Origin of the sequence: Candidatus Pantoea multigeneris, from assembly GCF_011752615.1 — a bacterium.
In the GTDB taxonomy this organism is placed as follows: domain Bacteria; phylum Pseudomonadota; class Gammaproteobacteria; order Enterobacterales; family Enterobacteriaceae; genus Pantoea; species Pantoea multigeneris.
This window is the reverse complement of record NZ_VWXF01000010.1, coordinates 87,524-113,650: the sequence shown is the minus strand read 5'-3', so window position 1 is coordinate 113,650 and position 26,127 is coordinate 87,524. Positions and strand designations below refer to the sequence as shown.

Below are 26,127 nucleotides of genomic sequence, written 5' to 3'. Positions count from 1 at the left end.
GGACCCGGTCTTATCTCGTCATGGTTTAGAAATCGATAAGCACACTTTTATGGCGATGGCTGGCTTCGAATGCCTGCCTGCCGAGATCTTTGCCAATACCCGATTGCATAAATCCGCCGGTTGGAATAATGAAGTCGCCGCTGCGGGTATAGCGATTGATCCAGACCGTACCGGCATCAATCGACCGCATGGCTCTTAATGCCCGTGGCAGACTGAGCGTGTGAACACCGGCACAGAGCCCGTAGCTCTCATGGGAAGCCAAAGCCAGTCCTTCGTCTTCCTCTTCGAAGGTCTGAATGGTGAGAACCGGGCCAAAGATCTCCTGCTCAATGGCGGGGTTGTTTGACGTAAGATTGCACATCAGTGTCGGTTGCCAGAACCAACCCTCACCGGTATCCGCAAAACGTTCTCCGCCTACCAGGACTTCGGCACCCTGTGATTTGGCCGCCGCCACGATAGAGGCCACCTTCTGGCCCTGTTTTTCATCAATCATTGGCGCGTAGCCTGTCTGCTCATCCCAGGTGAGCCCAGGGCGGAAACCTTTACATAGCCCAATTAATTTCTGCGTGAGCGCCTCAGCGATGCCGGTTTGCACAATAAGCCGGGTGCCCGCAACACATGCCTGACCGCCATTAGCGGTAAAACCACGCAGCATCCGCATAGCTAACTCATCAATGTCGCCAGCATCGTTAAACACCAGCTGCGGGCTTTTTCCTCCTAGTTCCAGCGTCACGGGTTTCGTCCCGTGATAAGCAGCAGCGCTCATAATGTGCGCACCCGTGGCGGTCGAACCAGTAAAGGAAATTTTGCGTACCAGAGGATGGGTGATCAGTGCCTGTCCGGTGATGGCCCCACGCCCTTGCACCACATTGAGGACCCCCGCAGGGAGACCCGCCTGAACCCCAAGCTCCGCCATGCGTGCTGTGGAAAATGGCGTAAGCTCAGAAGGTTTAATCACTACCGAGTTGCCCGCAGCCAGCGCAGGCCCCAGCTTCCAGGAAGCCGTTGACAGCGGAAAATTCCATGGCGCAATGGCGGCAATCACACCATAAGGTTCTGGTATGAGCATACCGAGGCTGCTGTCGCGCGTTGGGAACAGATCGCCGCTGTACTTATCTGCGCATTCGGCATAAAAACGAATGGCTTCCGCCGTAAACGGGATCTCATGATGGATAACATCACTGATCGGACGCGTTGATCCTAAGGACTCCAGCTGTGCCAGATACCGATCGTTTTCGATCAAATCGGCCCAGCGCCGCATAACAGCGCCGCGCTCTCTTGGCGGTCGGCTGCGCCAGCCGCTTTCTGTAAACGCCCGTTGAGCAGACTGTACGGCCTGGTCGACATCCTCTGCGGAGGCCTCATCTAAATCAGCGTAAAAACGGCCATCAGAGGGGCGTTTGACCGGTATTTTCTGACCGCTCAACGCCTGATACTTACCGTTAATGAAATTTCCCAGGGGAATTTTCACACTATTTGGATCGAAACTGAGCATGATAGGGTTCCTTGTTGGATGATACCAGGACAACGTCACGAGTCATCAATACCCGTCAATAGCTTGCAATATTAACGATGCAGATAGCGTGCCAAATAACATGAACAGAATAACGTTTTAATTTCTGGAAAACCGAAACGCAATGCTGTAATCACCCCGTAAAAAAACCGTATATGCCGCCAATAAAACCGTTGTTAAAAATAAAATAATCACGCACCAACATTGTGCAATAATAAATTTTCTCACCGATATGGATGTAAAATTAAAACAAAAAAACCGCCACATTGGGCGGTTGTGTTTTTCTCATAAAATCAACGGGTAGGGATTTTCACCACACTAAAACAGAGACATCTTTCGTGTAAATCACTCATCTCCTTGACCACTAACATCGATCACAACATGAATAATTTCAACAAATTAAATATAATCTAGCTTGCCTAATCCTTCGCATAAAGATACACAGACGCTCTGGAAACCCCAATATGTTGAGCAACAGTTTCCATTGAACGCTTAATATCAAGAAAGCCATTGTCACGCAGATCATTGATGAGTTCTTTTCTTTCTGCTTTTTTAAGGGCGCGAGGTGTGGTTGCCAATTTAGCGGCGAACTGATCGATGCGTTTTCTAATAGCTTCCGTTCCGGTAGGCTCCAGATTTTCACTTATGCTGTTAGTGGTGATTTTTGTAAATTCATCAAACGCACTTTGCATACCACGAAACAGGGTTAAATCGACATTCAGACATAATGCAGCGACAAAATCCCCTTCCTGATTGCGAATACCCACTGACGTACTTTTCACTGGCCGCCCATCTGCAAAGTGATTCGCATAATTAGCAATGACATCGGGAAACTCAGGCGAGGCAATCCTCGCAAGGCCCATTTCCGTCGCCGGAGCACCGGTTTCACGGCCAGAGAGATTGTTATGAATCGACAAGATCGCGTGGGTCGGATTTGTCAGGTCATGCACAACGACTTCGCAAAAGGGGGCAAAGGTTTCACTCAGGCCTTTAGCAATGGAATCCAGTTGGGAAAGTAAAAGATTGTCCTGTTTGTGTGTCATACGTTCTCCAACGACCATCAGCGACTTTTCGATAAAATATTCAAAGTAAGATTTTTTGTCAAACACAAATCTGCACCTTTTCCCACGCCGCTCAGGCAGTCATACAGCCTACTTATTGATCGCTTTTTACGTCACTTTGTACTTGTCAGAGACGTCATTCATCGCTATAAATTAGAATTATTATCTAATAGTAGATTTTTTGTAACTCAAAGCGAGCACTCAACGGCAGGTAAAATCTCACTCACCAAGGATGCCTATGTTTAACGATATCGTACAAAATCCCTCCACTTCACCGGTGGGTGGGCACTACTCGCCGAGTTGCACCGTCAATGGCTTTGTTTACATCTCAGGCCAACTGCCGGTTACCGCAGAGGGTCAAGTGCTGGCCGATCAGCCTTTTTCGGTCCAGGTGTCTCAGGTACTGAAAAATCTGGATGCTTGCCTGAGCGGTGCAGGCGTCACGAGATCGCGCTTAGTCAACGTTCGGGTATATATCACCGATATGGCGAGGTGGCCTGAATTCAACCAGGCATACTCAGAATGGATTGGGGCGGCTCGTCCTTCGCGGGCCGTTGCCGGGGTAGCTCAGTTGCATTACGGGGCAGCCATTGAAGTCGAGGCCGTGGCCGCGGCATGAGTCTTTTCATTTTCATCGCAGGTAAAACGTATGACTGAACTGATTTTTCCCACTTTTGCCGATGTTGAAGCTGCATCAGCACGTATCGCACCCTATCTGAACCGCACGCCCGTGTTAACGTCACGCACCGCAGATTCACTGGCTGGCTGCCAAATCTTCTTCAAGTGTGAGAACTATCAGCGTATGGGGGCGTTTAAATTCAGAGGTGCACTGAATGCGCTGTTACAGTTCAACGATGCGCAGAAAGCAGCGGGTGTGGTGGCATTTTCTTCCGGCAATCATGCTCAGGCGATTGCGTTGGCCGCAAAAATACTGGGGATCCCGGCCACGATTATCATGCCGCATGATGCGCCAGCGGCAAAAGTTGCTGCAACCCGTGGCTATGGCGGGAAAGTGGTGGAATACAACCGGTATAGCGAAGACCGGGAGCAAATTGGACGCGAGATCGCACAGCGAGAAGGTTTGACCCTCATCCCCCCTTACGACCATGCAGATATCATTGCCGGACAGGGAACGGCGGCAAAAGAGCTGTTTGAAGAAGTGGGTGAGCTTGATGCTTTGTTTGTTCCACTCGGTGGCGGAGGGCTATTAGCCGGTTCTGCGCTGGCCGCAGCAACGTTATCACCGGGCTGTAAAGTGTATGGCGTGGAACCTGAAGCGGGTAATGATGGACAACAATCGTTGCGCCTTGGGGAAATTGTGCATATTGAGACGCCAAAAACGATTGCAGATGGTGCCCAAACCCAACACCTGGGCCAGCTCACGTTTCCGATCATTGCTAAACACGTCACCGATATCCACACTGCGCAAGATATTGCCCTGGTGGATGCGATGCGCTTCTTCGCTGAGCGAATGAAAATAGTGGTGGAACCCACGGGATGCTTAGGATTTGCAGCAGCGCTCCAGCAAACGGAGTCACTTCGCGGTAAACGCATCGGCGTTATTATTAGCGGCGGAAATGTGGATATCAGCAAATTTGCCGGTTGGATGCAGTGACACTCTGAAAGGAAAAAACCTCGCCGTTAACGGCGAGGCTCAGCGTTATTGAGCAAGAACATCACTGGCCGGAGCGACACTGTTGCCGCTGGCTTCGATTTCACTTCGAATGATGGTCGCAAGTTCGACGGAACCCGGCGTGTCGCTGTGTACCAGAATAGAGCGCGCGCGCAGTGGCAGGTTTTCACCCTCATAGGTGGTGACGCTGCTGGTCTGGAGAAACTGTCGCACACGGGCACGCAGCGTCGCCTCATCATTGATCACTGCACCAGGCTTACCGCGTGGGACCAGTTGGCCATTTGCCTGATAAGCACGGTCCGCCAGAAACAGCGTCAGACTCCGCAGGCCTGCTGCGATGGCAGCGCGTTCAATGATGGTATCCGACTGGCAAAAAATGATGAACGATCTATCCAGCCGCGCGAGGCAGCTCATCACCCGCAGCGCCAGTGCCTCGTCCCGGTTGATCACATTACCCAGCGCCGCATGGAAGCTAACATGTGCAACCCGCCCCCCTTCCGCCGCCGCAATCCCCATCAGGGCACCCACCTGATACGCCACCAGTTGGCAGATTTCATCATCGGAGAAAGGGATCTCGCGGCGACCAAACCCCTGGCGATCCGGGAAACCAGGGTGCCCACCGATACCCACACCGCGCGCCTTCGCCAGCCGGACCATATTGGTCATAATGGCAGGATCACCCGCGTGAAAACCGCAGGCGATGTTGGCTGAGGAGACAATATTCATCATGGCATCGTCATCACACAGCTGATAAACGCCGAAGCCTTCTCCCATGTCGGAGTTCACATCAATTTTCATTATCAGTTTCCTTGTTAAGCTCCACAAGCCTCTCTAAACAGCGGGATCGTGCGCTGAATGCGCTGTAACCAGCGTTCAATCGCCGCACGGGCTTCAATGGCTTGTTGTGCATCACACTGTACCAGTTGAATAGACTGGCCTGGCTGTAGCTGTCCCAGACGCCACAAATCCTCTTCTATCACGCAGGCGATTTTCGGATAGCCTCCCGCGGTATTGGCATCACTGAGCTGAATGATCGGCTCACCGGCTGGCGGGACCTGGATAATGCCGGGGATCAGGCCATAAGAGCGCATCTCAATCACCTTTTCCGGCTGAATCGGCTCACCCGACAGCCGATAGCCGGTGCGATTACTCTGCATGGAGATTTTCCACGGCTGCTGCCAAAAGCGTGCGGCATCCGCAGCGAATAAAGGATATTCACCTGAAGGCATCGCACGGATCTGCACCAGCCCCTCAGGATTTCGGCCAAAATCGCACTTAAGCGCCTCGTCGGGTGGCTCAATGCCCACGCCTCCGGCAGGCAACGCGGCCCCTTGCCGAACGCCCGTAGCAAGACGATCTCCGCGCTGTAGCGGACGCCCCGAAAAGCCGCCAAAGCTACCGCGAAGTGCGGTGCTGCGCGAACCCAAAACCTGTGGAACATCAATGCCCCCGGCGACGCAGAGATAGCTCCGTGCCCCCGTACGTGGAAAACGCAACACCAGTCGCTGACCCGCTTTTACTTCACATCCCCACCATGCCGGGAGATCGATGCCATCAAGCTGCGCACGACAATCCGCACCGGTTAACGCTATCGCCGTATCAGTGCGAAAAGTGACGCTAAAAGGAAACATCTGGATTTCAATAGCCGCAGCATCCTGCGGGTTGCCCAGTAACAGGTTACCCGCACGGAGTGCCAGCGGGTCCATGACCCCACTGACTGAGACCCCCAGATGACGCCACTGCGTCCGCCCCAGATCCTGCACCGTGTTCAGTGCGGCACTTTGCTCGATTTCAATCACAGTTCGATCCTCTCCGGCACAAAGCGAATTTTGTCCCCAGGCGCCATCAACGCCGGGATTTCCGCATGGGGATTGAAAACTTCCAGCTCAGCGTAACCAATCGCGTTCCAGCCATTCGGCCCGGTCAATACGGAAACCCCCGCTTGCGGTCCGCCAATGGTGACCGTGCCTTTTAACATATTAAGCGACGGCACTTTTTTTCTCGGGGTTGCGAGCAACGGGTCGAGCCCATGCAGATAGCCAAAACCTGGCGCACTGCCTACAGCGAACACCGTGTATTGTCCCTGATAGTGGCGGCGAACCACCTCTTCAGCACTCAGACCCGTGTGTTCACACACCGCCACCAGGTCTGAAGCATGTTCACCGCCATACCACACCGGAATCTCAATCAATTTGCCCTGGGGATCGACGGCACGGGCCAGTTGCCAGTAGTGGCGCAGACTGGCTTCCGTCGACTGTGGATCTGCTGGCGTATGACGGAACAGCACCAGCAGGTTCGTCACACCAGGGATCAACGCTTCAATGTCCTCACGCTGATTGAGCTGCTGTGCCAGCGACCAGATCCGACGCTGCGCGGGGAGATCAAAGGCCCCTGGCGCTTCCACCAGCCAGGCACGGCTTCCCATAGTAGAAAGGCGGACATCCTGATCCTTCATTACAATAGCCACTGGCAATCGCTCCCGTGTGCAGACACACTCATTAGTTCTATTCCAGTGGCTCAAATTTCAGACTGGACAAAGGTTGTACGCGATCTTCACGTACCATTTTGTATTCGGTATTGGGCCCAATCCAGGTGTTCCAGATGGCATCGATGGTGCCTGCATCATCCATCGCTTTCAGGCTGGCATTGACGCTGGTCAGCAACGGTTCTTCCCCTTTTTTCATGCCGATACCAATCGGCTCCAGTGCCATTGGCTCTTTTGCCATCGCCAGCTCAATACCGTCTTTTTTCGCCTGGGTAATCAGTTTGATCGCCGTCATGGTATTGGTCACAAAGCCCACGGACTTATTCTGCTCAAGGGCGAGGAAGCCGGAAGCGGTATCCTGGAAGGTGACCGCTTTGCCCCCTTTCAGCCCAATCGACTGCTCAGAGGTGGTGCCTTTTGTCGCGCTGATACGTTTGCCTTTAAAGTAACTCAGCGGTTGGTCGGCATTTGCCTGTTTGACTAACAGCATTTCCTTAGCAATGTAGTACGGGTCGCTGAACTGAATCTGGCTGCCACGGGTTTTGGTGTAGGCCAGATTGGCGATCAAGACGTCTGCCCTTCCTGTGGCAATCACCGCGATGCGTGCTTCCACAGAGGTTGGCATCAGCTGTAATTTCACGCCCATTTGCTTCGCCAGCGCCGTACAAAGATCAACATCCATACCCACCAGTTGGCGCGTTTGTGGATCGGGTGAAGAGAACGGGGGAACATCCGAGTAGACTGCGCAGCGTAATTCTCCGCGAGCCTTAATATCTGACAGCATATCCGCTTTAACCGCAGTGACCGTCAGCAGCGCTGGTAATGCCAGTGCCAGATAAGAGAGCGTTTTGATTCTCATACTGATTTCCCCGTTGTTAAAAGTCGCGCAACCGCTGCGCGATCATTAATTTCGCTGTATGCATCGTTTTCTCGATGTTTTGCGACTATATCCGCTTTGCCTGAAGCCGGGTAAGAGGTTAAGCCTGTTGGCAGATAGGGGATTTATATGACTGCCCAGTGTGATAAGGAAAGGCTATCCAACCACAACAAAATTATCTTATCGGGCACCTGCGATTGCGCTCTAAGGTAGGCCATCACGCGAATAAAAGGTAATCACATGAATCCCCGTCTTGGTATTTCCCTGAAAGTGCTGGCGACGCTCTGCGCCACATTAATGCTGGCCTGTGTTAAAGGGTTACAAGGCAGCATACCAACCGGCGAAGTGATCTTTTTTCGCTCTTTCTTTGCCCTGATCCCGCTGTTGATTTGGTTAAAAATTCAGGGTGACGTGATTGAAAGTATCAAAACCAAAAACCTGTTTGGTCACTTGATTCGGGGCTTTTCCGGGACCGGAGGGATGTACTTTAACTATCTGGCGCTGGTGTATATTTCATTGGCCGATGCCACAGCCATTAGCTACGCCGCGCCATTGTTCACCGTTATCATGGCCGCCTTGCTGTTAAAGGAAACCGTGCGCTTTACTCGCTGGCTCGCCGTGGTAGTGGGGTTCAGTGGGATTATTATTATGCTTTCCGCCAGCCTCACCGCTGACGGGAGCCTGTTCTCCTCCACAGGGGCACAGTCTGGGGCCGCGTTGGGGGCAGCTTTCGGGATTATTGCCGCGATCTGTACCGCCACCTCCAATATTCAAATACGTTTTCTCAATGGCGTGGAAAAACCCGGTGCGATTGTGTTCTATTTCTCTCTGATGACCACATTCATTGGCCTGGCGAGCTGGGTATTCGGCTGGAAGATGCCTTCCACTCTGCAACTGGTGCTGTTGATTGGCTGCGGCTTATTTGGAGGGCTGGCGCAGATTTTGGTCACGCTTAGCCTGCGCTATAGCGACGCTTCCCTGCTGGCACCGTTTGATTATACGACCCTGGTCTGGTCAATGATTATTGGGTATTTGTTCTTGCACAACCTGCCTGCGTCTACCACGCTGATGGGCGCAGCCATTGTGGCACTGGCAGGTATCTTTGCTGTCTGGAGCGACAAACGTCAGCGTCGCGCGGCGATTTTGCGCGCCAGTTCATAACCGTTTTAGCTTTTGCCTTGTAACACCATCCTGATCGCCAGAGCCGCCAGTACTGAGCCCATGACATAACGTTGCGCCTGCTGCCAACCCGGGCGCATCACCAGGAACGCCGCAATGGTGCCCGCCAACAGCACAATCAAGGCGTTCACTGAGAGGCTAATGGCAATTTGCGTCATCCCAAGGGCGAGAGACTGCGTCAGGACACTGCCATGATCGGGGGTTAAAAACTGCGGCAGCAGGGAGAGATACATCACGGCAATTTTCGGGTTTGCCAGATTGGTAAGAAAACCCATGGTAAATAGCTTTCTACCGGAGTCTTCAGACAGCTCGCGCAGCGTAAAGAGGGATTTCCCGCCGGGTTTCACCGCACCCCAGGCCAGATAGAGCAGATAGGCCGCACCAGCAAAACGTAGGGCGTCCCAGGCATAGGGGATCGCGAACAAAAAGGCAGTAATACCGAATGCGGCGCAGAGCATGTAGAACACAAAGCCCAAGGCCACCCCACCCAGGGATATCAACCCGGCTTTTTTCCCCTGGCACAGGGCGCGTGAAATAAGGTAAATCATGTTCGGGCCGGGAGTTAATACCATGCCCAACGAAACCAGGCCAAAGGTGAGCAGATGCGTGAGTTCAGGCAAAACTTAATTCCCTCAAGTTATTTATGCCAGTGTTAGGGCAGTTTCCCATGGCTGAGATGAAAACCATTCAGCCATGCTTATCAATGGCGCTCTTTATACTCCATTCCTGTTACGCCAGCTACACTCCCCATAGGTAAAGTGTGGTCTTGCGCAAGTTATTCCGGTAGCACCAACGTAAAACAGGTTACACCCTGCTCACTCTTCACCTCACAACGCCCCTGATGCAGTTGCATAATGCTGGCAACAATCGATAAGCCGAGGCCACTGCCGTGAGTAGAGAGCTGGCGTGAATCATCTGCACGCCAGAAACGGTCAAACAACCGTTCCTGCGCGGAGAGCGCCAAAGTGGGCCCAAGGTTCTCTACGCAGATGGCATGAAGATCATTAAACACGCGAACCTCGGTTCCCTCCGTACCGTAGCGCAATGCATTGGACAACAAATTGGCCAGCGCGCGCCGCAGCAGATCCGCATCGGCGTTGACGCTTCCCTGCAAATTGACCTGCAAAGTCATCTGCCGCTCTTCCGCGATGCCCTCAAAATAGTCCGCCAATACCTGCCCCAACGCGGCCAGATCGAGAGATTGAATATTGATTGCCTGACGCGGATCTTCAGCTTTGGCCAGGAACAGCATGTTATCGATCATGCGTGACATCCGTTCCAGCTCTTCATAATTAGAGCCGAGCAGCGCCTGGTAGTCGGCCACGCTGCGATTCTGACTCAGCGCAACTTCCGTTTGTCCCAGCAGCGTATGTACCGGCGTACGCAGATCGTGTGCCATATCCGCAGAGACCTGGCTCAACCGCTGAAAGCCGTTTTCCAGCCGCATCAGCATCTGGTTGATCGCCACCACCAGCGGTTGCAACTCCTGCGGCAAGTTATCCGGCTGAAAACGGTAAGCCAGTTGCCGCACGTCAATGGCTGCGGTGGTGTGCGCCACGTCGTGCAAAGTGCGCAGTGAGTAACGCACCAGCAACCAGACGGCCAGCATGACAACCAGCGTTGCCAGCGCAGCCAGCCCCACAATCTGTTGCCGGTAGCTCGCCAGCGTTGCCGTACGTTCTGTCATCAAACGACCGGTAATAATTTCGATATCTCCGATCCCATCCTGGGTGGAAGCCAGCGCAGCGGCAGCAATAAAGGGGGTCCCGTCTGCGGCATACTGATGGCTGACAGCGGCCAGCGTGAGCGGCTTATTGGCGGCCACGGGAGTAATGTGCGGAATGGTCCGTTTGCCCGGATTGACCTCAATTAAGGGAGGATGGTGGGGAAAACGCAGCACCAGCAGAGATTCGGTGTTGCCCAGCATGTTGGCAAACAATCCCGGTTTTTGCTGAATCATCTGGACAGCATCTTCATTCCCCAGCAGGGTGCGGACTTGATCCAGCCGCGTCACCAGCGCACCGTCATCTCGTTGTTCAATTTGCCGGGCCAGCGAGTGATAGAGCACGATGCCGCTTAATGCCATCACTGCAACCACCACCAGCGCCAGCATCAGTGAGAGGCGTAGCGTGAGTGAGCGTTTCATTGGGTGTCTTCGCAGCGGTAGCCCACGCCGTGTACGGTGTGGATAACAGGGTGAGCAAAAGGCTCATCAATTTTTTGCCGTAATCGCCTGACAGCCACGTCCACCACATTGGTATCACTGTCAAAGTTCATATCCCAGACGCGTGAGGCGATGATCGTGCGCGTTAACACCTCACCAGGATGCTGCATAAACAGCAGCAGCAGGTTGAACTCTTTATTGGTTAGATCGATACGCTGACCCGCGCGCTCAACCCGACGTCGGGCTACATCCAGTTGCAGATCCTGTATTGTCAGCACATCAGGCCGCTTTAGCTGACTGCCCCGCCGCAATAAAGTGCGCACCCGCGCCAGCAGTTCGGCAAAGGAGAACGGTTTCACCAGATAATCATCGGCTCCGGTCTCCAGACCTTTGATGCGATCTTCCAGCGTGCCTTTTGCCGTCAGAAAGATCACCGGGGTTTGCACTTTATTATGTAATTGAGCCATCACTTCCCAGCCATTCAGCCCCGGCATCATCACATCCAGCAAAATCAGGTCATAATGATGCTCAAGCGCGTAGAACAGGCCATCCTGACCATTGTCTGCTACATCCACCACGTAACCCGCTTCTGTCAGGCCGTGGCGCATGTATTCGCGGGCTTTCGCTTCGTCTTCTATGACCAGAATTTTCATGGGTGCTCCAGTATCAAGGTAAGGCGTGTTGTGCCGCTTGTTCAATCAGTGCAGCCACCTCACGCGGATGGGATTCATACACTGAGTGGCTGGCACCACTGATTTCCACAGTATGGCTGTGCGCGCGTTTTGCGTACATCCGCTCCAGATCAGGATTAATGATTTTGTCTGCCTTCGCTACCATGTACCAGCTCGGTTTGGTTTTCCATGCCGGGTCAGGAATATTGGCCGTAAAGACGCTCGCCGAAGTAGGCATTTGCGCGTGCGCTTCAAAATGCGCCAGAGCGGCAGGTAAATCTGCGGCAAAATCAGCGTGATAATTTTCCGGCGCAATGGTCAGGAAGCCGTCGGGGGATTTCGCAAACGGGTGCGCACTGTTGGGGTATTTTTTACCGTTGATCGCTTCGGTTTCCCCCTGATCCAGCGCATGGGCAGCGATGTACACCAGTCCGGCAACGTGTGAGTCATTACCCGCCTCGGTGATGATAGCACCGCCGTAACTGTGACCGACCAGGATGGCCGGGCCATTTTGTTGATCGAGGATACGTTTGGTTGCCTTCACATCTTCGGCGAAGCTGGTCAGCGGTTCCTGCACCAGCGTCACATGGTAGCCATCATGCGTCAGACGATCGTACACCGGACGCCAGCCCGCTCCACCAACAAATGCGCCGTGTACCAGCACGATATTTTTAACGGGTTGCGCCTGGGCAACGCCCATCAATCCCAGCAACAGGCCAGCGGCCGCAGCGATACGTGAATATTTCATGATCTACTCCTCATTGGTTGGATGTGATGAGGATAGGCGCGCGCCACTGACAGCGGCATGAGGCAGTTATGACAAAAGAATGACAGAAGTCCAGGAAGGGAGCGGGCAAGGCATCAACTTTTCGTAGTGTTGATGCCTGCGGTGGTCATTATTGCGTGAGCTGTGGGAGCAACGGCAGTAAATGGTTTTCGGTTAAGGGTGCCAGCGGAACCTGACGACCGCCATCAGCCGGATACCACATGACTTCGGCTATTTCAGCGGCGGGAACAAAATCTTTTTTATCCGTCCGCAGATGATAGATCTCCGCGACCACCTCGCAGCCCGGTTCATTAATGGCGCTGTCGCTGAATTTTCCCAGGTAGAACAGGTCATCGGAGGTGATGCTCACCGCCAACTCCTCAGCTAACTCGCGCACCAGCGCTGCAGCGGCGGTTTCGCCCGCGTCTATTTTCCCGCCCGGTTGCATAAAGTGCGTGGTGTTCTGTTTTCTCACCAGCAAGCAACGCCCTGCTGTATCCGTAATAATCGCCGCCGCAATATGAATGTGTTTGTCTGCGTTCATGTTTTCCTCAACCTTAGATCATCACTGCCTTGCCTGGCACCGGGAGCAGTATACGCCTCTCACTGCGGCCAGAGAATCATTGACAGTATCCGCCAACTTTAGCCCTGGTTGGATCGAATTCAGAAGATTCTTTGCGGATGGGTTTTAGCTAGCTTCAGGAGATTACCCCGCTGAGAACCCAGGAACTGGGACCGCCAATCTGCTATGCTTTGCGCCATCGCTTATCGCTTTCCCTTCACCAGGCAACTACATGCAACTCGATGATTTAAAAATCTTTCTCAGCGTGATCCGCGCAGGCAGTTTTACCGATGCGGCCGAACAACTGATGCTGTCAAAGCAGTATGTCAGCCGTCGTATGGCGGCACTGGAAGAGACGTTAGGCGCACAGTTGCTGCTGCGTAATACGCGAAAGCTTTCTGTCACCGAGGCAGGTCATCGTTTTAGTCAGCATGCACAGCGGATTCTGGATGATGTACTTGAAGCACAGCAGGACATGTCCTCAGACCAGCAGGCATTGCAGGGGATATTTAAGATCAGCTTGCCTATGTCGTTTGGTATGAGCCATCTTTCTCCGCTGCTGGCCGAATTCCTTGCGATGCATCCTGCACTGCAATTCCAGGTTGAGCTGGCCGATCGCTATGTTGATATGGTGGGCGAAGGTTTTGATATTGCGATACGCATCGGCACCCTACCCGACTCATCTCTGATGGCCCGCCGTTTTGGCGAGCTAAAGCGTCTGATCTGCGCCAGCCCGGATTACCTGCTGCGCGCTGGGACGCCGCAGATGCCTGAAGAATTGCGCCAGCACGCCTGCCTGCGCTTTGGCCGCGAAGGCATAAACGGTTGGGAACTGCGCCACAACGGCAGCACAAAGCTGTTTGATGTGAGCGGCCCGATGGTGAGTAACAACGGCGAAGTGCTGCGCGATGCCGCCGTGGCCGGTCTGGGGCTGGTGTTGCTGCCTGATTTTATCGTCGCCGAGGCGTTACAGGAACGCAAACTGGTACAAGTGCTGAGTGGGTTTGAACCCGCACCGCTGAACCTGACGGCAGTTTTCCCTCAGCACCGTCAGCGCAGTAAATTTACCCGCCTGTTTCTTGATTTCCTGCAACAAAAACTCAGCCAACGTTTTAACGGCGGCGGTCCACGACTTTAATTTTGGATAATAGTCTGAGGCGATTAGGATTATTTAATTTCAGTATGATACTGGTTTGAATAGGCTTAATCGCCTGATTACTCTCCAGGGGCAAATTTGTCCGATTTTTTAAAACCTGCTACTCTATTATCCGCTTGAAACAAGCACTGAGCACAACTGGAAATTATTGACAAGGAGAACGGAATGTTCGTCAAAAAAAACATCTACCTTGGTTTATTACTGGCTTCGGTCATGGGGTTATCCGCGTGTGATAATGCGCAAACTTCTTCAGAAACCCCACAGCTGACAGCGCAACAAGCAGAAATTCAAAAATATAACACCTATATTAAAGTGGCAAATTTCAACCATGATTCATTTGAGGAATATATTAATTACTTTCAGCATGACATAAAACCTGAATTTGTTAAACCCACGAATAATATCATTATTAACAGCAACGTTGATGACATGCGCAAGATAAAAAAATATCTCGACGATGCGCGGAGTATGAAACCCGCCATGCCTGACCTGGATGGTCCGGCGCAGGAATACAGTAATGCGCTGGCAAAGAGTCTGCCAATCGGCATGGATATGCATAACTACATTGCCGCCAAAACCTATCTCAGCGACAACGGTGCACACGGGCGTGAAGTGCAGGATGCAGTGATCGCGAGTTTACAACAGCTGGCTCATGCAGAGCAGGTGTTTTTGAAAAGCATTGATGTCAGAGATCGTGCGCAAACGAAAGCAGCCTTTGAAAATAGTGAGAAAGGTACCCAGGCGTATTATAAAGCCGGTATGGTTTATTATATGAAGCAGGGCATGGATGCGGCATCTGACCTGCAACCGGAGCAAGGTCTGGGCAAAGACCGTGATGCATTTAACGACGCGTTAAATCAGTTTGCCTCCATGGCAAAAGGCTACGAAAGTAAAATAAAAAATCCTGACAATTCTGATTGTTCGATATTACGAGACAATATTAATAGTTACCTTTCTATTGGCCGCACCATAATATCACGCACAGACAGTAACTATTATTATAAAAAAAAGCACAGTTTCCTTGGTTTTGCGGGAGGAGATGGCGATCCTGGCGACCTGGAACATAACTTTAATGGCTTGATCAGTTCATTGAATGCTTCTGCATGCTAAAAATGGCTCTCACTACTGAGCGAGCGCTATAGTTTCGGTCAGTCAAGTGTAAATCAGGCCAGCACGTCTGAAAATCACCCGTGATCCTTAAGATCACGGGTGATTGAATTATGTTGGACGCCAGGTAATTCAATCTGCAACCTACAGAGTGTACTCTGTGTAAACAGTGCCTCTACTCATTCATCCTGATCCATCCGGAAACAGTCGCCCAGCATGAGCAAAAAATAGTTTATATCCTCATGAACTCAATCAAACAACCGGTAACCATACAGAGCGGAAAGCTTCATTCGAGAAGCAACAATAATACGTTTGGAAACCAGCATGTCCTCTTCAAATTACGCATCTTTGTCAGACATCATTTTTTCACAGGTAGAACCGGATGAGCGTTGCGATGCGGAAAACATCGCAGATGCTTTATTACGCGAGTCCAGTTATGAGCAGGCGCTATCCAGCTATCTTCTGTTAGATCCCACCGTCCCACGCTTAACGGTAAAAATAGCCTACTGTGAATGGAGGCTGGATAAGTTCGACGACGCCTTTCATCGACTAAGAGCATCAATAGCAATGCTGGATGGTGATGGTATTGGGCTTTTAAGCTCACTCATTAGCAATGACCCTGATTCCTGGCAACGGGAAGACGATTATGAGGCTCAGATTTGGCCATGGTTAAACGCGGTGACGTCAGCCAACACCGTTCCATTGATAGCCGTTTTTGCTCGCTTCCAGGGGGAGTGGACTGAGGATATAGACAATCCCGCACAAAAACTGCGTGACCTGTCGCATCTGCTTTTTCTCTACCCAGACTGCCAGCCACTGCGTTTAGCGGTTGCTGAGAGTATGCAGCAATCAGGAAACGCCGCTGAAGATCAATATGCAGTCCTGGCAGCCATCCCATCCTCCGTTTTGATGCCTCGATATCTGTGGGCATTAGCCAGAGCTTCCGCAGAAGTGGGTAAATACGCGTGCTCACTTAATTACCTGAGCCAACTTGAAGAGATCGAAACCCGTAACGATCCCCCATCAGCATCCGTTTTGTGGCACATCGAACGTGCCCGTTGTGCTATCCAGGCGGAAACCAACCCGCCTGATGCCGCCTCAGGGTTTATCCTGCTCGGGCAAGGTACTTCATCCTCATCAGAAAGTCAGATTACCGCATTCAGGTTTGCGCTGGCTGCAGCCTGTAAAAGCGCAGACCATTTGATCCCAGAATTAGCAGAATGTTATTTAAAAGAGCTTGAGTCTTTAACCAGCAATAAGCTAATCAGTTCTACGGCATTGTTCAATGAAAGCATTCCCTTCAAAGGAAGCAATTGGGATGCATGCGCACAGCCATGGCCCTGTTGTGACCTTACGCCTTACAAACATATCCTGATTAGCAGCCTGCAAGGCCGCACTCAGCAATTTTTCCGCGCCCTGTTCGCCAATTACAGGATTGAGACAGATTACCTGCATACTGATGAACCGGTTCTCGGTACAGCGCTCTGGGATAATCTGGCGGAAGAGCTTGGGGATGTAACGCAGCATCCTGAGAGGTTTAATGGGGAACTGCTTTCTCTTTATACGATTATTCATGCCCATCGAGCCCGCCCCAACTGGGCCAAATTGGGCGGGTATTGGATTATGTCAGTCTGGAAGGCCTTCCCGTTTGAATCAACGCTACATCACCGTTTATTGATTGCTGAAACGATAAATAAGCAGACGGACTTTCTACGTAAGTTTGCTTCAGGGGTCATTAAATATCTCAGGAGTCAGGTCATCCCCTCACCGATGGCCTATGATCTTGTCAAAGATCTGGTGGCCTCCTTACATGAGCATCGGCTATATAAAGAACTCAATCAGCTCATTAGCATGGTTGGAGTGGGCGACAAACGCCAGGAAATTCAGTTCTATCTGGCTCTGTCCTTGCAGAATATCAATAAGAAAGTCAGTGCTATCTCTACATACTGGAAAATTCTGCATGATGACCCAACACATTATCCAACCCTCATCAACATGCTGTCGCTCTGTACTAAACAGGCGGATACCCCGCTACTTCAGGCGCTAGAGCTGTACATCTTCACTTTCAACGGTGATACCCAGAAGGAAAAAGGGCTCCGTGATGCCCTGGAAAGCGCACAGAGTCGTTGCAAAGACAAAATTGCGGCTGAAGCGCTCATTATCGCAAACTATTTGTCCAGGTTTCCTGCTCCACTCGAAGGCAACATCGCACTCGATGATATTTCATTACTCACCGCAGTAGCACTGCTCGCACTCTACCGGTGCGCTGATGCAGAACCGGATGATAGTTTTCTTATTTCAGTCGATGAAAGCAGGCTTCACTTCTCTCCCGTGTTGAGCGACAGGAATATTTTGTTCAATCTTCTGAGCTCGGGCCTGGCATCGGTGCATCCGACTACCCCGCCAAATGCCTTTGTGATCGTTGAGGGCGAGGTTTCCGACATATGCATTAGCCAAATTCGCTGGCGTATGTCCGATGCCAGTAGGGCATTGGTTAAACAACTTCGAGATATCAATGGTGATATCCCGGATCACTGGTACAAAGACCTCATACCTTTTGCCCAAGAAATCGCGCAGGGAGAGATTGTTGAATACTTAGGTTTTCTCGCGGAAGAGCGCAAATGGCCGAGGCCGCGCAATACAGATGCACTTTCAGACCTGACACGTGAACTTGTTGATGAACTGTCCGTCGCTCAGGCTTTCAATCTGGCTTATCTTGGGGCGATGTCCGCCAGCGATTACAGACAGAAGTATTCGGTGAGCGCCCAGCAGGCTACAGATATGCTGATCAGACGTACCGGGGATCGGCTTGAAGCCGTGCGCAACGGGAAGTATCTGCCTAATTCCTACAATCGCCCGTGGAAATTACCGCGTTCTGTGTTGAGTATTGTGCTGTGGAAAACGCTACTGAACCGCGGCGACGAAGGATTTACGCAAAAATTTTCTGATATGAAAATCGAGCGTGAACAACCAGACCGGGCTGATAACGTCTGAAACGCTATCAGCCCGGCAAAGACAACATACCCTGATGGCTGTCTCTCGATTATAAAATCTGAACGATAGACAGCGCACCTGTGCAGCCTCAGCCCATCCTCAAGACAACGGGTTGCCTGAAATATCACTAAAGGTGCCGTTGGTGAACATGCGATTGATATCATTGCTTTCATCGGTAATGCCCATCATCGCATCCACTTTTGCCAACAGCGTATCTGCCGCGCGAGAGGTAAAATTCACGTCAATATCGTTCATTTCTATGAACGTCTTGATCGGCTGATGCAGATCGCGGCTTACCGTGAAACGATAATTGACGATATAGATGGCATCATCGGTGTAGGCCTCGCCCTGAGTCGCATAGCGGGTGATAAGCCGAACCGGGATGCTGGCGTGGAAGGTGCCCGTCAGGCGGTTACCGCGGAACAGCTCATACAAACGCGCCTTTATCGCTTCATCGGGAACGTAAATGGCATGGGCATCCATATAGGTTTCGCTGGTGCCAATTTTTTTCGGATAGACCATCGTCATCGACAAGATATGCTTGTCGTCACCCAATGGCCGCAGCTGTACCCCACCCTTCAGGCTACGCGCGTAATCACTGTAAACAATGACTTTTTCATTGTTGCCGTACAGTGCTTTTAAAGTGATTTGATTATTCCATGAGACCAGTAATGCCAGCAGAGAAAGTATCAACGCCATGAATTCGAGTGGCTTGCGTTTTAGTCGTGCGATCATTTTGTTCATTTAGCCGTCATTGCGCCCTGCAAAGGCTTGAAGTGTGCTCTGTTTCCGGGCCAGCCCGGTAAAACCGTGGCTCATTGTATACGGCTTTTCGCCTCGCTGTAATCTCCCCATGAGGCGATTAATAGTGATAGTCTGATCCCTATTCTGTTTGTCCTGTTTTGTAAGGAAAATTTAATGAAAACGCTAGGGCTGTTAGCAGGTATGAGCTGGGAATCGACGATTCCCTATTATCGACTGATTAACGAAGGGATAAAGCAACGCCTGGGTGGACTGCACTCCGCACAACTCTTGATGCACAGCGTAGATTTCCACCAGATTGAAGCCTGTCAGGCCAGCGGTGAATGGCATAAAGCCGGTGAGATACTGGCACAGGCAGCACGCGGCTTGCAGCAGGCGGGAGCCGAGGGCATGGTGCTCTGTACGAATACCATGCATAAAGTCGCCCACCAGATTGAGCAAGCCATTGATGTGCCCTTTATTCATATTGCTGATGCCACGGGCGATGCACTTCAGGCGGCGAACATGAACCGTGTCGCGCTGCTCGGTACGGCGTATACCATGGAACAGGATTTTTATCGGGGCAGGCTGGAACAAAATTATGCCATTGAGACGCTGATCCCTGATGCAGTGGCACGTAAAAACATCAATCGCATTATTTTCGAAGAACTTTGTCTCGGCAGTTTTACCCCATCCTCGCGGGATTACTACCTTCAGGTGATCGAGCAGCTAAAACAGCAAGGCGCGCAGGGCGTGATATTTGGCTGTACTGAAATTGGGCTGTTGGTGCCAGAAGAAGAGAGCGCCCTGCCGGTATTTGATACCGCGCGCATTCATGCAGAACGAGCGGTGGAATTTATGCTCGCGCAGTAAAGAAAATCAGGCGATGCAGTGACATCGCCTGACTGGATTTTAAACGCTGACTTTGTCCGCCTCTTCAGGCTGCTCGCGTTTTTCCTTGATCTTCCAGAACACCCACAACGCAATAAACCACAGTGGGGAGGCCTCAAGTGCCATCAGTGTGTCCGGGTCAAACACCATGATGACCACCGAGAAGATGAAGAAAATCAGTGTGGCCCAGGTCATCACGACACCACCGGGCATTTTGAACTTCGACTTCTCATGCAGATCCGGGCGCTGCTTGCGGTATACCAGATAGGCCACCAGAATCATCCCCCAACTGTAGATCACCAGAATGGCCGCCAGGGTTGAAACGATGGTGAACAACGTGGTGACGTTTGGCACCAGAAACAGCAGCAGCGTCCCACTCAGCATACAGAAGCAGGAAAACAGCAGACTGCGAACCGGAATACGGGTCGTGCGCGAGAGAATGCGGAACTGCCAGTGCGCATGCTTCTCTACCGACAAACCGTACAGCATTCGTGTGCTGGAGTAGACACCGCTGTTAGCAGAGGACATTGCTGAAGTTAACGCCACAAAGTTAATGATGGCCGCTGCCGCTGGCAAACCGGCTTTAGCAAACAGCGTGACAAACGGGCTGGAATCGGGTGAGACGCCCTGCCATGAAGTCACGGCGATAATCACAATCATCGACAGCATATAGAAGATGACGATACGCAGCGGCAGAGAGTTCACGGCGCGTGGCAGGATCTTCTCTGGATCGCGCGTCTCCGCCGTCATCGTTCCCAACAGCTCAATCCCGGTGTAAGAGAAAATAGCGATCTGGAAGCCCGCGAGGAAGCCAGTCAAACCATGCGGCATAAACACGGCCGGATCGGTCAGATTATCCACCGACGCTTTCACGCCATCCGGCGAGGTCCAGCCGGTAAACACCATCCAGCCGCCGGTCAGGATCAGTGCCACAATCGTGACCACTTTAATCAGCGCAAACCAGAACTCCGCCTCACCAAAGGCTTTCACCGACATCAGGTTAAACAGACAGAGTATGCCCAGCGTAAACAACGCCGGTATCCACGCCGACATATGCGGGAACCAGTACTGCATATAGGCTCCGCATACCACCACATCGGCAATACAGGTGACAACCCAGCTGAGCCAGTAGGACCAGCCAAGATAAAAACTGGCTTTTGGGCCAAGATACTCACTGACAAAATCAGCAAACGAGCGGTAATCCAGCCGGGTAAGCAGCAGCTCACCCATTGCCCGCATCACCATATAGCTAAAAAAGCCCACCAGCACATAAATGATTAATATCGAGGTACCCGCTACCGCGATGTTACGACCCGCACCCATAAACAGGCCGGTGCCAATCGATCCCCCCAGGGCGATCATCTGAATATGGCGTTCACTAAGGCCCCGTTGGAGTTTATCCGGGGCGTCAGCCGCCAGGGCAGGCTGAACCTGCCCTTGAGTCGATTTGTCAGTCACGACGATTCCTTCAGTCTGGCAAAGAAAGGCATGGCGAAGCAGGCTGTAACAGCATTCCAGCCCTCAGGCCAAGCGCCACACCCGCGTTGGGGAACAGAATGTACGGGGCTTTAGCACTGACTGTCCAGTGCTTGCCCGGCTGACTGGCGATCTCATAACCAACGTCCAGCTCGGTGAAATTTTCCGCCTGCGGATCGAGGTTAAGCGTAAAACGCGCATCGCTTTTAATGATGCTCTCCGCGACCGAGAAATAACGCACTGGCGCTTTATCGCGGGTGGGTAGTGTTTCCCCGGCAATCAGCGCACGCAGAGCCGCTTCTGTGGTGGCAAACTGAGTGAGATCATTTTGTCCAAACGGTAACGCTTTACCCAGTTCCAGCGTACAACTCTGCGCACCGAAAGCATCGCTGGTAAAGTTGCTAAACGTACCGCCAGGCGCGGTGTGTTGCACCACCGCATCGAGGCCACAGGCTTCCTGTAATGCAAAGAAACTGGGGTGATAAGCGTGACGATGGAACGGGATCAGTGAAAACTGCGCAAAGCGCGAGCCACGAATCGCGGTGTGCAAATCGAGATGTAATCGATTGCTCTGCGACTGTGGGGCCGTGCTGGCAAAGAAATCAGCCACCACCTGCTCCAACTGTGCAGCACGTCGACTCTCATTTCCCGGTTTCGCCTGTGCATGCCGACCACCAAACAGGCGGTTCATGTCATTGTGCAGATAGCGTTTATTCGCACGCATCGACGGAAGGTTGCCGAACACCACCAGGATAGCCTGATGCAGCGGCTGTTTGCCGCTGCTGATATCAGCCAGAATGCGCAGTAGCATTTCAATCGGCGCCGTTTCGTTACCGTGAATACCGGCAGAAATCACCGTTGCTTGCTGCCAGGGCTCTGCGGGAATCAGCTGTAATACCCCTTCCGCCAGCCATGTGCCCTTCACGTCCGCCGGCAAAGGCAGCGACGCCAACTTGCACGCCAGCAATGCCTCAACGAGTGCGTTCTCTTTAGCGCTGGAAGTCATAGATAGCACCCAATTGCAGGATCTGTGTCAGTTCATCCAGCGCTTGCCAGACTTCACGCGGCAGTTGTGGATCGGCCAAATCACTGGCGTGCAGACGATCGCGATAGTGTTTTTCCACCCACTGAGTCAGCTGCTGGTAACGCTGTTCCGTCATCAGGCTGCCCTGATTGACTGCGGCCCGTTCCTGTTCATTCAACACAACGCGCAAACGCAGACAGGCTGGACCGCCACCGTTGCGCATACTTTCACGCAGATCAAACAGGGCAATTTCATTGACGGGAGAACCGGATGCGTTGGTCATCTCGGTCAGATAGCGCCAGACATTGTCGCGCTGGCGGCACTCTTCTGGCACCACAATCACCATGCTGCCATCCGGCTTGCTGAGCAGCTGGCTGTTGAACAGATAGCTGGCAACGGCATCCTCGACACTGACCTGATCCTGCGGCACCTCGATATTGACAAAGGGGACGTCAAGTAAGGCACTTTTTTCACGCAGGGTGTTCAGCAAAGCGGACTGATCGAGGAATGCCTGCTGATGATGGAACAGGACCTGTTTATTGCTGACCGCGATCACATCGTTATGGAACACGCCGCTGTCAATCACCGCCGGATTTTGCTGGGCGAACACGGTAAATTCCGGGTTGAGCTGATGCAGTCGCGCAATCGCTTCGCTGGCTTCACGGGTCTGACGTGCAGGATAACGCTGCGGTGCTGGCCCGCCACCAAACGCCTTGCGACCATAAATAAACAGTTGAATGCCCTGGCTGGCGTAGTCATTACAGAAACGGTTGTGGTTGGCGGCCCCTTCGTCGCCAAAATCACTTTGTGCTGGCAGCGCCGCATGATGGGCAAAATGCGCTTCATCACGGAAAGTGGCGCGCAAAATCGCCGAGGTCGTCGGGATTTCCATCGCACGGTGCAGTTTGTTGTTCAGATTGGCAACCGTAAAGTGTACCTTGCCGTCAGCGCTGTCCGCAGAGGGCGAAACCGTCGCTGCGTTTGCGGTCCACATAGATGAAGCCGAGCTCATGGCCGACAACAGGTGCGGAGAGGTCTGCGCCGCCTGCTGTAAAACTTGCTCATCACTACCGCTAAACCCTAAACCCCGTAACGCCGCCAGGTTAGGACGCGGCTGCGGAGGGAGAATGCCCTGGACGAAGCCCCGATCTGCCAGGGCTTTCATTTTCGCCAGCCCCTGCAATGCCGCTTTACGTGGGTTTGATAACCCATCGCGGTTCAGCTGAGAGGCTTCATTACCGGTCGACAGACCGGCGTAATGGTGAGTCGGTCCCACCAGTCCGTCAAAATTTACTTCAAAACCAGACATAATTTCCTCGCATCACGGCGATTTAGAACGGTAAACCCGGCGAGCGCGCAGCAGGCAGGCTAAGTGTGTCACTGGTCAGTGAGGCCATCGGCCATGCGCAGTAGTCCGCGGCATAATAGGCGGAAGCGCGATGATTGCCTGACGCCCCGACGCCACCAAACGGCGCATTGCTGGAGGCGCCGGTTAACGGTTTATTCCAGTTAACAATTCCGGCTCGGGCTTCATCGGTCAAACGCGCAAACAGCGCTGCGTCTTCGGCAATCAGCCCCACCGCCAGCCCATAGCGGGTATGGTTAGCAATGCGTAGCGCTTCATCAAAGCTGTCATAGCGAATAACACTTAACAGCGGGCCGAAATACTCTTCATCCGGCAGCTCGAGTCCGGTGGTTTCAATAATTCCCGGCGTTAACAGGGTTGACGTCACATCCGGCTGCGTCAGCGTCAGCAAGCTTTTTGCCCCTAATGCCAACAGATTCTCCTGTGCCTGTAACATGGCACTGGCGGCCTGCAGCGAGATCACACCCCCCATAAAGGGCTGTGGCTCTGCGTCCCAGCGGCCAACAACAATGTTGCGGCTGGCTTCAACCAGACGCGCAATCAGTGCGTCTCCTGCGGCTCCGCGCTTCACCAACAGACGACGCGCACAGGTACAACGCTGGCCGGCTGAAATGAACGCTGATTGAATGATCAGATGGACTGCCGCATCCAGATCGCTGTAGCTCTCTGCAATCAGGGCGTTATTGCCACCCATCTCCAGTGCGAGGATTTTTTCTGGCTGTCCGGCCAACACCCGGTGGAAGTGGAACCCAGCCGCAGCACTGCCCGTAAACAGCACGCCATCGATTTCACGGTTTTCCAGCAGCGCCGCGCCCGTTTCTCGTCCACCTTGCACCAGGTTGAGCACACCTTCCGGCAAGCCCGCCTGCTGCCAGAGTTTAAGCGTCAGTTCAGCGGTGGCTGGCGTCAGTTCGCTGGGCTTAAACACCAGCGTATTACCGGCAATCAGTGCCGGGATAATGTGTCCGTTTGGTAAGTGGCCAGGGAAGTTATAGGGGCCAAAGACCGCCATCACCCCGTGTGGCTTATGCTGTAACAGCGCTTTACCGTCCGCCATTGTGGTTTCTGTCGTCCCGGTACGTCGATGGTAAGCGTCCTGAGAAATCGTGGCTTTGCCGATCATCGCCTGCACTTCAGTACGCGTTTCCCACAGCGGTTTGCTGGTTTCCTGGGCGATCACTGTGGCCAGCGCCTCTTTATGTTCTGCCAACAGGGCAGCAAAGCGCTCAATAACGGCAATCCGATCGGCAACGGCTAAATGCGACCAGCTGTAAAAGGCCTTGCGGGCAGCTTCAGTGGCAGCCGCCACGTCTGCGGCACTGGCACTGTTGGCCTGCCAGATGATTTGCTGATCGAGCGGAGAAAACTTAGTCAGGCGCGGGCCGTTACCCGCCAGCCATTGACCGGCAATAAAATGGGCAGCATGACTCATGTCGCGCTCTCCTCAGGTTGAAGTGTGACCAGCCTGACAGGGTCATTGGCACTGACCTGCAAAGCATCGAGTTGGGTTTGATCCAGACCGGGCATCGTGCCCTGCTCATCCGGCACAACCAGGATGGCACGAAAATGTTCGAACTGGGTGTTAGCCACCAGTGTTGGCACCGTTGGCAGTGAGAAGTTGGCATCAAGCGCAACCCGACGGCTGTCACGAATGGCGCGAATCTGATCGGTTTCCGCCTCCAGTACCGGGCCTGCATCAAAGATGTCGACCGAGCCGCGGTAGCTGAACCCCTCTTTTTCCAGAATGGCGCGAGCAGGAGCCGTGCGCGGATGCACTTTCCCGATCACCGCCTGCGCATCCTCAGGGAGCAGCGAGACGTAAATCGGATAGGAAGGCATCAGTTCGGCAATAAAGGTTTTTGCGCCGCTGCCGGTAAGACGATCGGCATCCACAAACGGTATGTCGAAGAAGTGGTGGCCCAGCGCATCCCAGAATGGCGACTTTCCGTCATCTCCCAGGACGCCGCGCATCTCCGCAAACAGGTGCGCAGAAAACAGCTCGCGGAAAGTGGCAATAAACAGGAAACGCGCCTTGGAGAGAAACAGCCCGTTGCGGTTCTTCTGGTATTCCGGGTCAAGGAACAGCGTACAGAGTTCACTGTGACCGGTGTGATCGTAGCTGATGGTCAGCAGCTCAAGATTTTTGTAGATCCCTAATTCGCGCGAAGCCCGCACCGAGCGCTGAATGCGAAAATTATAAAAGGGTTCATTGAGTCCCACAGCCACTTCAATAGCGCTGATCCCCACCACCTGGGCCGTTTCGGGATCTTCCAGTACAAACAAGAAGCCCTGCTGGCTACGCGGTAAGCGACCGGCAAAGGTATCAACGCTGCGCTGGATGCGCGCCTGCAAGCGTTGCTCGTCGTGGGGTAACGAGGTCATCCCCACACCGGCACGCCCTGCCAGCCGCATGACGGCGGGCAGATCGCTTTCACAAACGGGACGAAAAAGCATCATAGAC

The 26,127-nt window shown here is 52.8% G+C and carries 24 protein-coding genes; 7 read left to right on the top strand and 17 right to left on the bottom strand.

Features of this window, described 5'->3' with window-relative positions; genetic code table 11:
- Positions 1-25: 25 nt before the first annotated feature.
- Positions 26-1,495, bottom strand: a complete 1,470-nt coding sequence (locus tag F3J40_RS19830; protein ID WP_167017397.1) for an aldehyde dehydrogenase family protein — start codon at positions 1,493-1,495, stop codon at positions 26-28.
- Between the two features lie 437 nt (positions 1,496-1,932).
- Positions 1,933-2,556, bottom strand: a complete 624-nt coding sequence (locus F3J40_RS19825) for a helix-turn-helix transcriptional regulator (RefSeq protein ID WP_167017540.1) — start codon at positions 2,554-2,556, stop codon at positions 1,933-1,935.
- Between the two features lie 256 nt (positions 2,557-2,812).
- On the opposite strand from F3J40_RS19825, the gene F3J40_RS19820 reads away from it, so the two are divergent.
- Together F3J40_RS19820 and F3J40_RS19815 are read left to right on the top strand one after the other, a co-directional pair.
- Complete coding sequence (locus F3J40_RS19820) at positions 2,813-3,193, top strand: RidA family protein (RefSeq protein WP_167017395.1); 381 nt, start codon at positions 2,813-2,815, stop codon at positions 3,191-3,193.
- Between the two features lie 30 nt (positions 3,194-3,223).
- On the top strand, positions 3,224-4,189 hold the full coding sequence (locus F3J40_RS19815) for a threo-3-hydroxy-L-aspartate ammonia-lyase (protein ID WP_167017393.1): 966 nt from the start codon (positions 3,224-3,226) through the stop codon (positions 4,187-4,189).
- 45 nt (positions 4,190-4,234) lie between these two features.
- Here F3J40_RS19815 and F3J40_RS19810 read toward each other — a convergent pair whose 3' ends face one another.
- The 4 genes from F3J40_RS19810 to F3J40_RS19795 are packed head-to-tail and all read right to left on the bottom strand — an operon-like array spanning position 4,235 to position 7,551.
- Positions 4,235-5,005, bottom strand: coding sequence for a 5-oxoprolinase subunit PxpA (locus tag F3J40_RS19810; protein ID WP_167017391.1), 771 nt, complete (start codon positions 5,003-5,005; stop codon positions 4,235-4,237).
- 14 nt (positions 5,006-5,019) lie between these two features.
- Positions 5,020-6,006, bottom strand: coding sequence for a 5-oxoprolinase subunit C family protein (locus F3J40_RS19805; protein WP_167017389.1), 987 nt, complete (start codon positions 6,004-6,006; stop codon positions 5,020-5,022).
- A complete protein-coding gene (pxpB, locus tag F3J40_RS19800; RefSeq protein ID WP_051005711.1) occupies positions 6,003-6,662 on the bottom strand; it encodes a 5-oxoprolinase subunit PxpB in 660 nt (219 codons plus the stop codon). Before pxpB ends, F3J40_RS19805 begins: the two co-directional genes overlap by 4 nt.
- Positions 6,663-6,711: 49 nt before the next feature.
- Entirely contained in the window at positions 6,712-7,551 is an 840-nt protein-coding gene (locus tag F3J40_RS19795) for a transporter substrate-binding domain-containing protein (protein ID WP_167017387.1), read from the bottom strand.
- 258 nt (positions 7,552-7,809) lie between these two features.
- Between F3J40_RS19795 and F3J40_RS19790 the strand changes: the two genes are divergently transcribed.
- Complete coding sequence (locus F3J40_RS19790; protein WP_167017385.1) at positions 7,810-8,730, top strand: DMT family transporter; 921 nt, start codon at positions 7,810-7,812, stop codon at positions 8,728-8,730.
- A 5-nt stretch (positions 8,731-8,735) separates the two neighbouring features.
- On the opposite strand, the gene F3J40_RS19785 is transcribed toward F3J40_RS19790, so the two are convergent.
- The 5 genes from F3J40_RS19785 to F3J40_RS19765 form a co-directional block, all read right to left on the bottom strand.
- Positions 8,736-9,368, bottom strand: a complete 633-nt coding sequence (locus F3J40_RS19785) for a LysE family translocator (protein ID WP_167017383.1) — start codon at positions 9,366-9,368, stop codon at positions 8,736-8,738.
- Positions 9,369-9,523: 155 nt separating this feature from the next.
- Positions 9,524-10,894, bottom strand: a complete 1,371-nt coding sequence (locus tag F3J40_RS19780) for a heavy metal sensor histidine kinase (RefSeq protein WP_167017381.1) — start codon at positions 10,892-10,894, stop codon at positions 9,524-9,526.
- Positions 10,891-11,565 (bottom strand): heavy metal response regulator transcription factor, encoded by a 675-nt coding sequence (locus F3J40_RS19775; RefSeq protein WP_167017379.1) that lies wholly within the window; start codon positions 11,563-11,565, stop codon positions 10,891-10,893. Before F3J40_RS19775 ends, F3J40_RS19780 begins: the two co-directional genes overlap by 4 nt.
- A 13-nt stretch (positions 11,566-11,578) precedes the next feature.
- Entirely contained in the window at positions 11,579-12,331 is a 753-nt protein-coding gene (locus F3J40_RS19770; protein ID WP_167017377.1) for an alpha/beta fold hydrolase, read from the bottom strand.
- 148 nt (positions 12,332-12,479) lie between these two features.
- A complete protein-coding gene (locus F3J40_RS19765) occupies positions 12,480-12,893 on the bottom strand; it encodes an NUDIX hydrolase (protein WP_167017375.1) in 414 nt (137 codons plus the stop codon).
- 250 nt (positions 12,894-13,143) lie between these two features.
- Between F3J40_RS19765 and F3J40_RS19760 the strand changes: the two genes are divergently transcribed.
- From F3J40_RS19760 to F3J40_RS19750, 3 genes are all read left to right on the top strand, one after another.
- On the top strand, positions 13,144-14,049 hold the full coding sequence (locus F3J40_RS19760) for a LysR family transcriptional regulator (protein ID WP_167017373.1): 906 nt from the start codon (positions 13,144-13,146) through the stop codon (positions 14,047-14,049).
- A gap of 183 nt (positions 14,050-14,232) precedes the next feature.
- Entirely contained in the window at positions 14,233-15,177 is a 945-nt protein-coding gene (locus F3J40_RS19755) for a DUF3829 domain-containing protein (protein WP_167017371.1), read from the top strand.
- 321 nt (positions 15,178-15,498) lie between these two features.
- Positions 15,499-18,168, top strand: a complete 2,670-nt coding sequence (locus F3J40_RS19750) for a hypothetical protein (RefSeq protein WP_167017369.1) — start codon at positions 15,499-15,501, stop codon at positions 18,166-18,168.
- A 99-nt stretch (positions 18,169-18,267) separates the two neighbouring features.
- Here F3J40_RS19750 and F3J40_RS19745 read toward each other — a convergent pair whose 3' ends face one another.
- The gene (locus F3J40_RS19745; RefSeq protein ID WP_167017367.1) at positions 18,268-18,912 is read right to left on the bottom strand and encodes a hypothetical protein; all 645 of its coding nucleotides are present in this window, start codon (positions 18,910-18,912) and stop codon (positions 18,268-18,270) included.
- A 174-nt stretch (positions 18,913-19,086) separates the two neighbouring features.
- Here F3J40_RS19745 and F3J40_RS19740 point away from each other — a divergent pair, with 174 nt between their 5' ends.
- Complete coding sequence (locus tag F3J40_RS19740) at positions 19,087-19,782, top strand: aspartate/glutamate racemase (RefSeq protein WP_167017365.1); 696 nt, start codon at positions 19,087-19,089, stop codon at positions 19,780-19,782.
- A 39-nt stretch (positions 19,783-19,821) separates the two neighbouring features.
- Here the strand turns inward: F3J40_RS19740 and F3J40_RS19735 are convergent, their stop codons facing one another.
- The 5 genes from F3J40_RS19735 to astA are packed head-to-tail and all read right to left on the bottom strand — an operon-like array spanning position 19,822 to position 26,120.
- The gene (locus tag F3J40_RS19735; RefSeq protein WP_167017538.1) at positions 19,822-21,219 is read right to left on the bottom strand and encodes an amino acid permease; all 1,398 of its coding nucleotides are present in this window, start codon (positions 21,217-21,219) and stop codon (positions 19,822-19,824) included.
- 49 nt (positions 21,220-21,268) lie between these two features.
- Positions 21,269-22,282 (bottom strand): succinylglutamate desuccinylase, encoded by a 1,014-nt coding sequence (gene astE / locus F3J40_RS19730; protein WP_167017363.1) that lies wholly within the window; start codon positions 22,280-22,282, stop codon positions 21,269-21,271.
- Positions 22,266-23,609 (bottom strand): N-succinylarginine dihydrolase, encoded by a 1,344-nt coding sequence (gene astB, locus F3J40_RS19725; RefSeq protein ID WP_167017361.1) that lies wholly within the window; start codon positions 23,607-23,609, stop codon positions 22,266-22,268. Before astB ends, astE begins: the two co-directional genes overlap by 17 nt.
- A gap of 22 nt (positions 23,610-23,631) precedes the next feature.
- On the bottom strand, positions 23,632-25,098 hold the full coding sequence (astD, locus tag F3J40_RS19720) for a succinylglutamate-semialdehyde dehydrogenase (protein WP_167017359.1): 1,467 nt from the start codon (positions 25,096-25,098) through the stop codon (positions 23,632-23,634).
- A complete protein-coding gene (astA, locus tag F3J40_RS19715) occupies positions 25,095-26,120 on the bottom strand; it encodes an arginine N-succinyltransferase (protein WP_240155554.1) in 1,026 nt (341 codons plus the stop codon). Before astA ends, astD begins: the two co-directional genes overlap by 4 nt.
- Between the last annotated feature and the right edge of the window lie 7 nt (positions 26,121-26,127).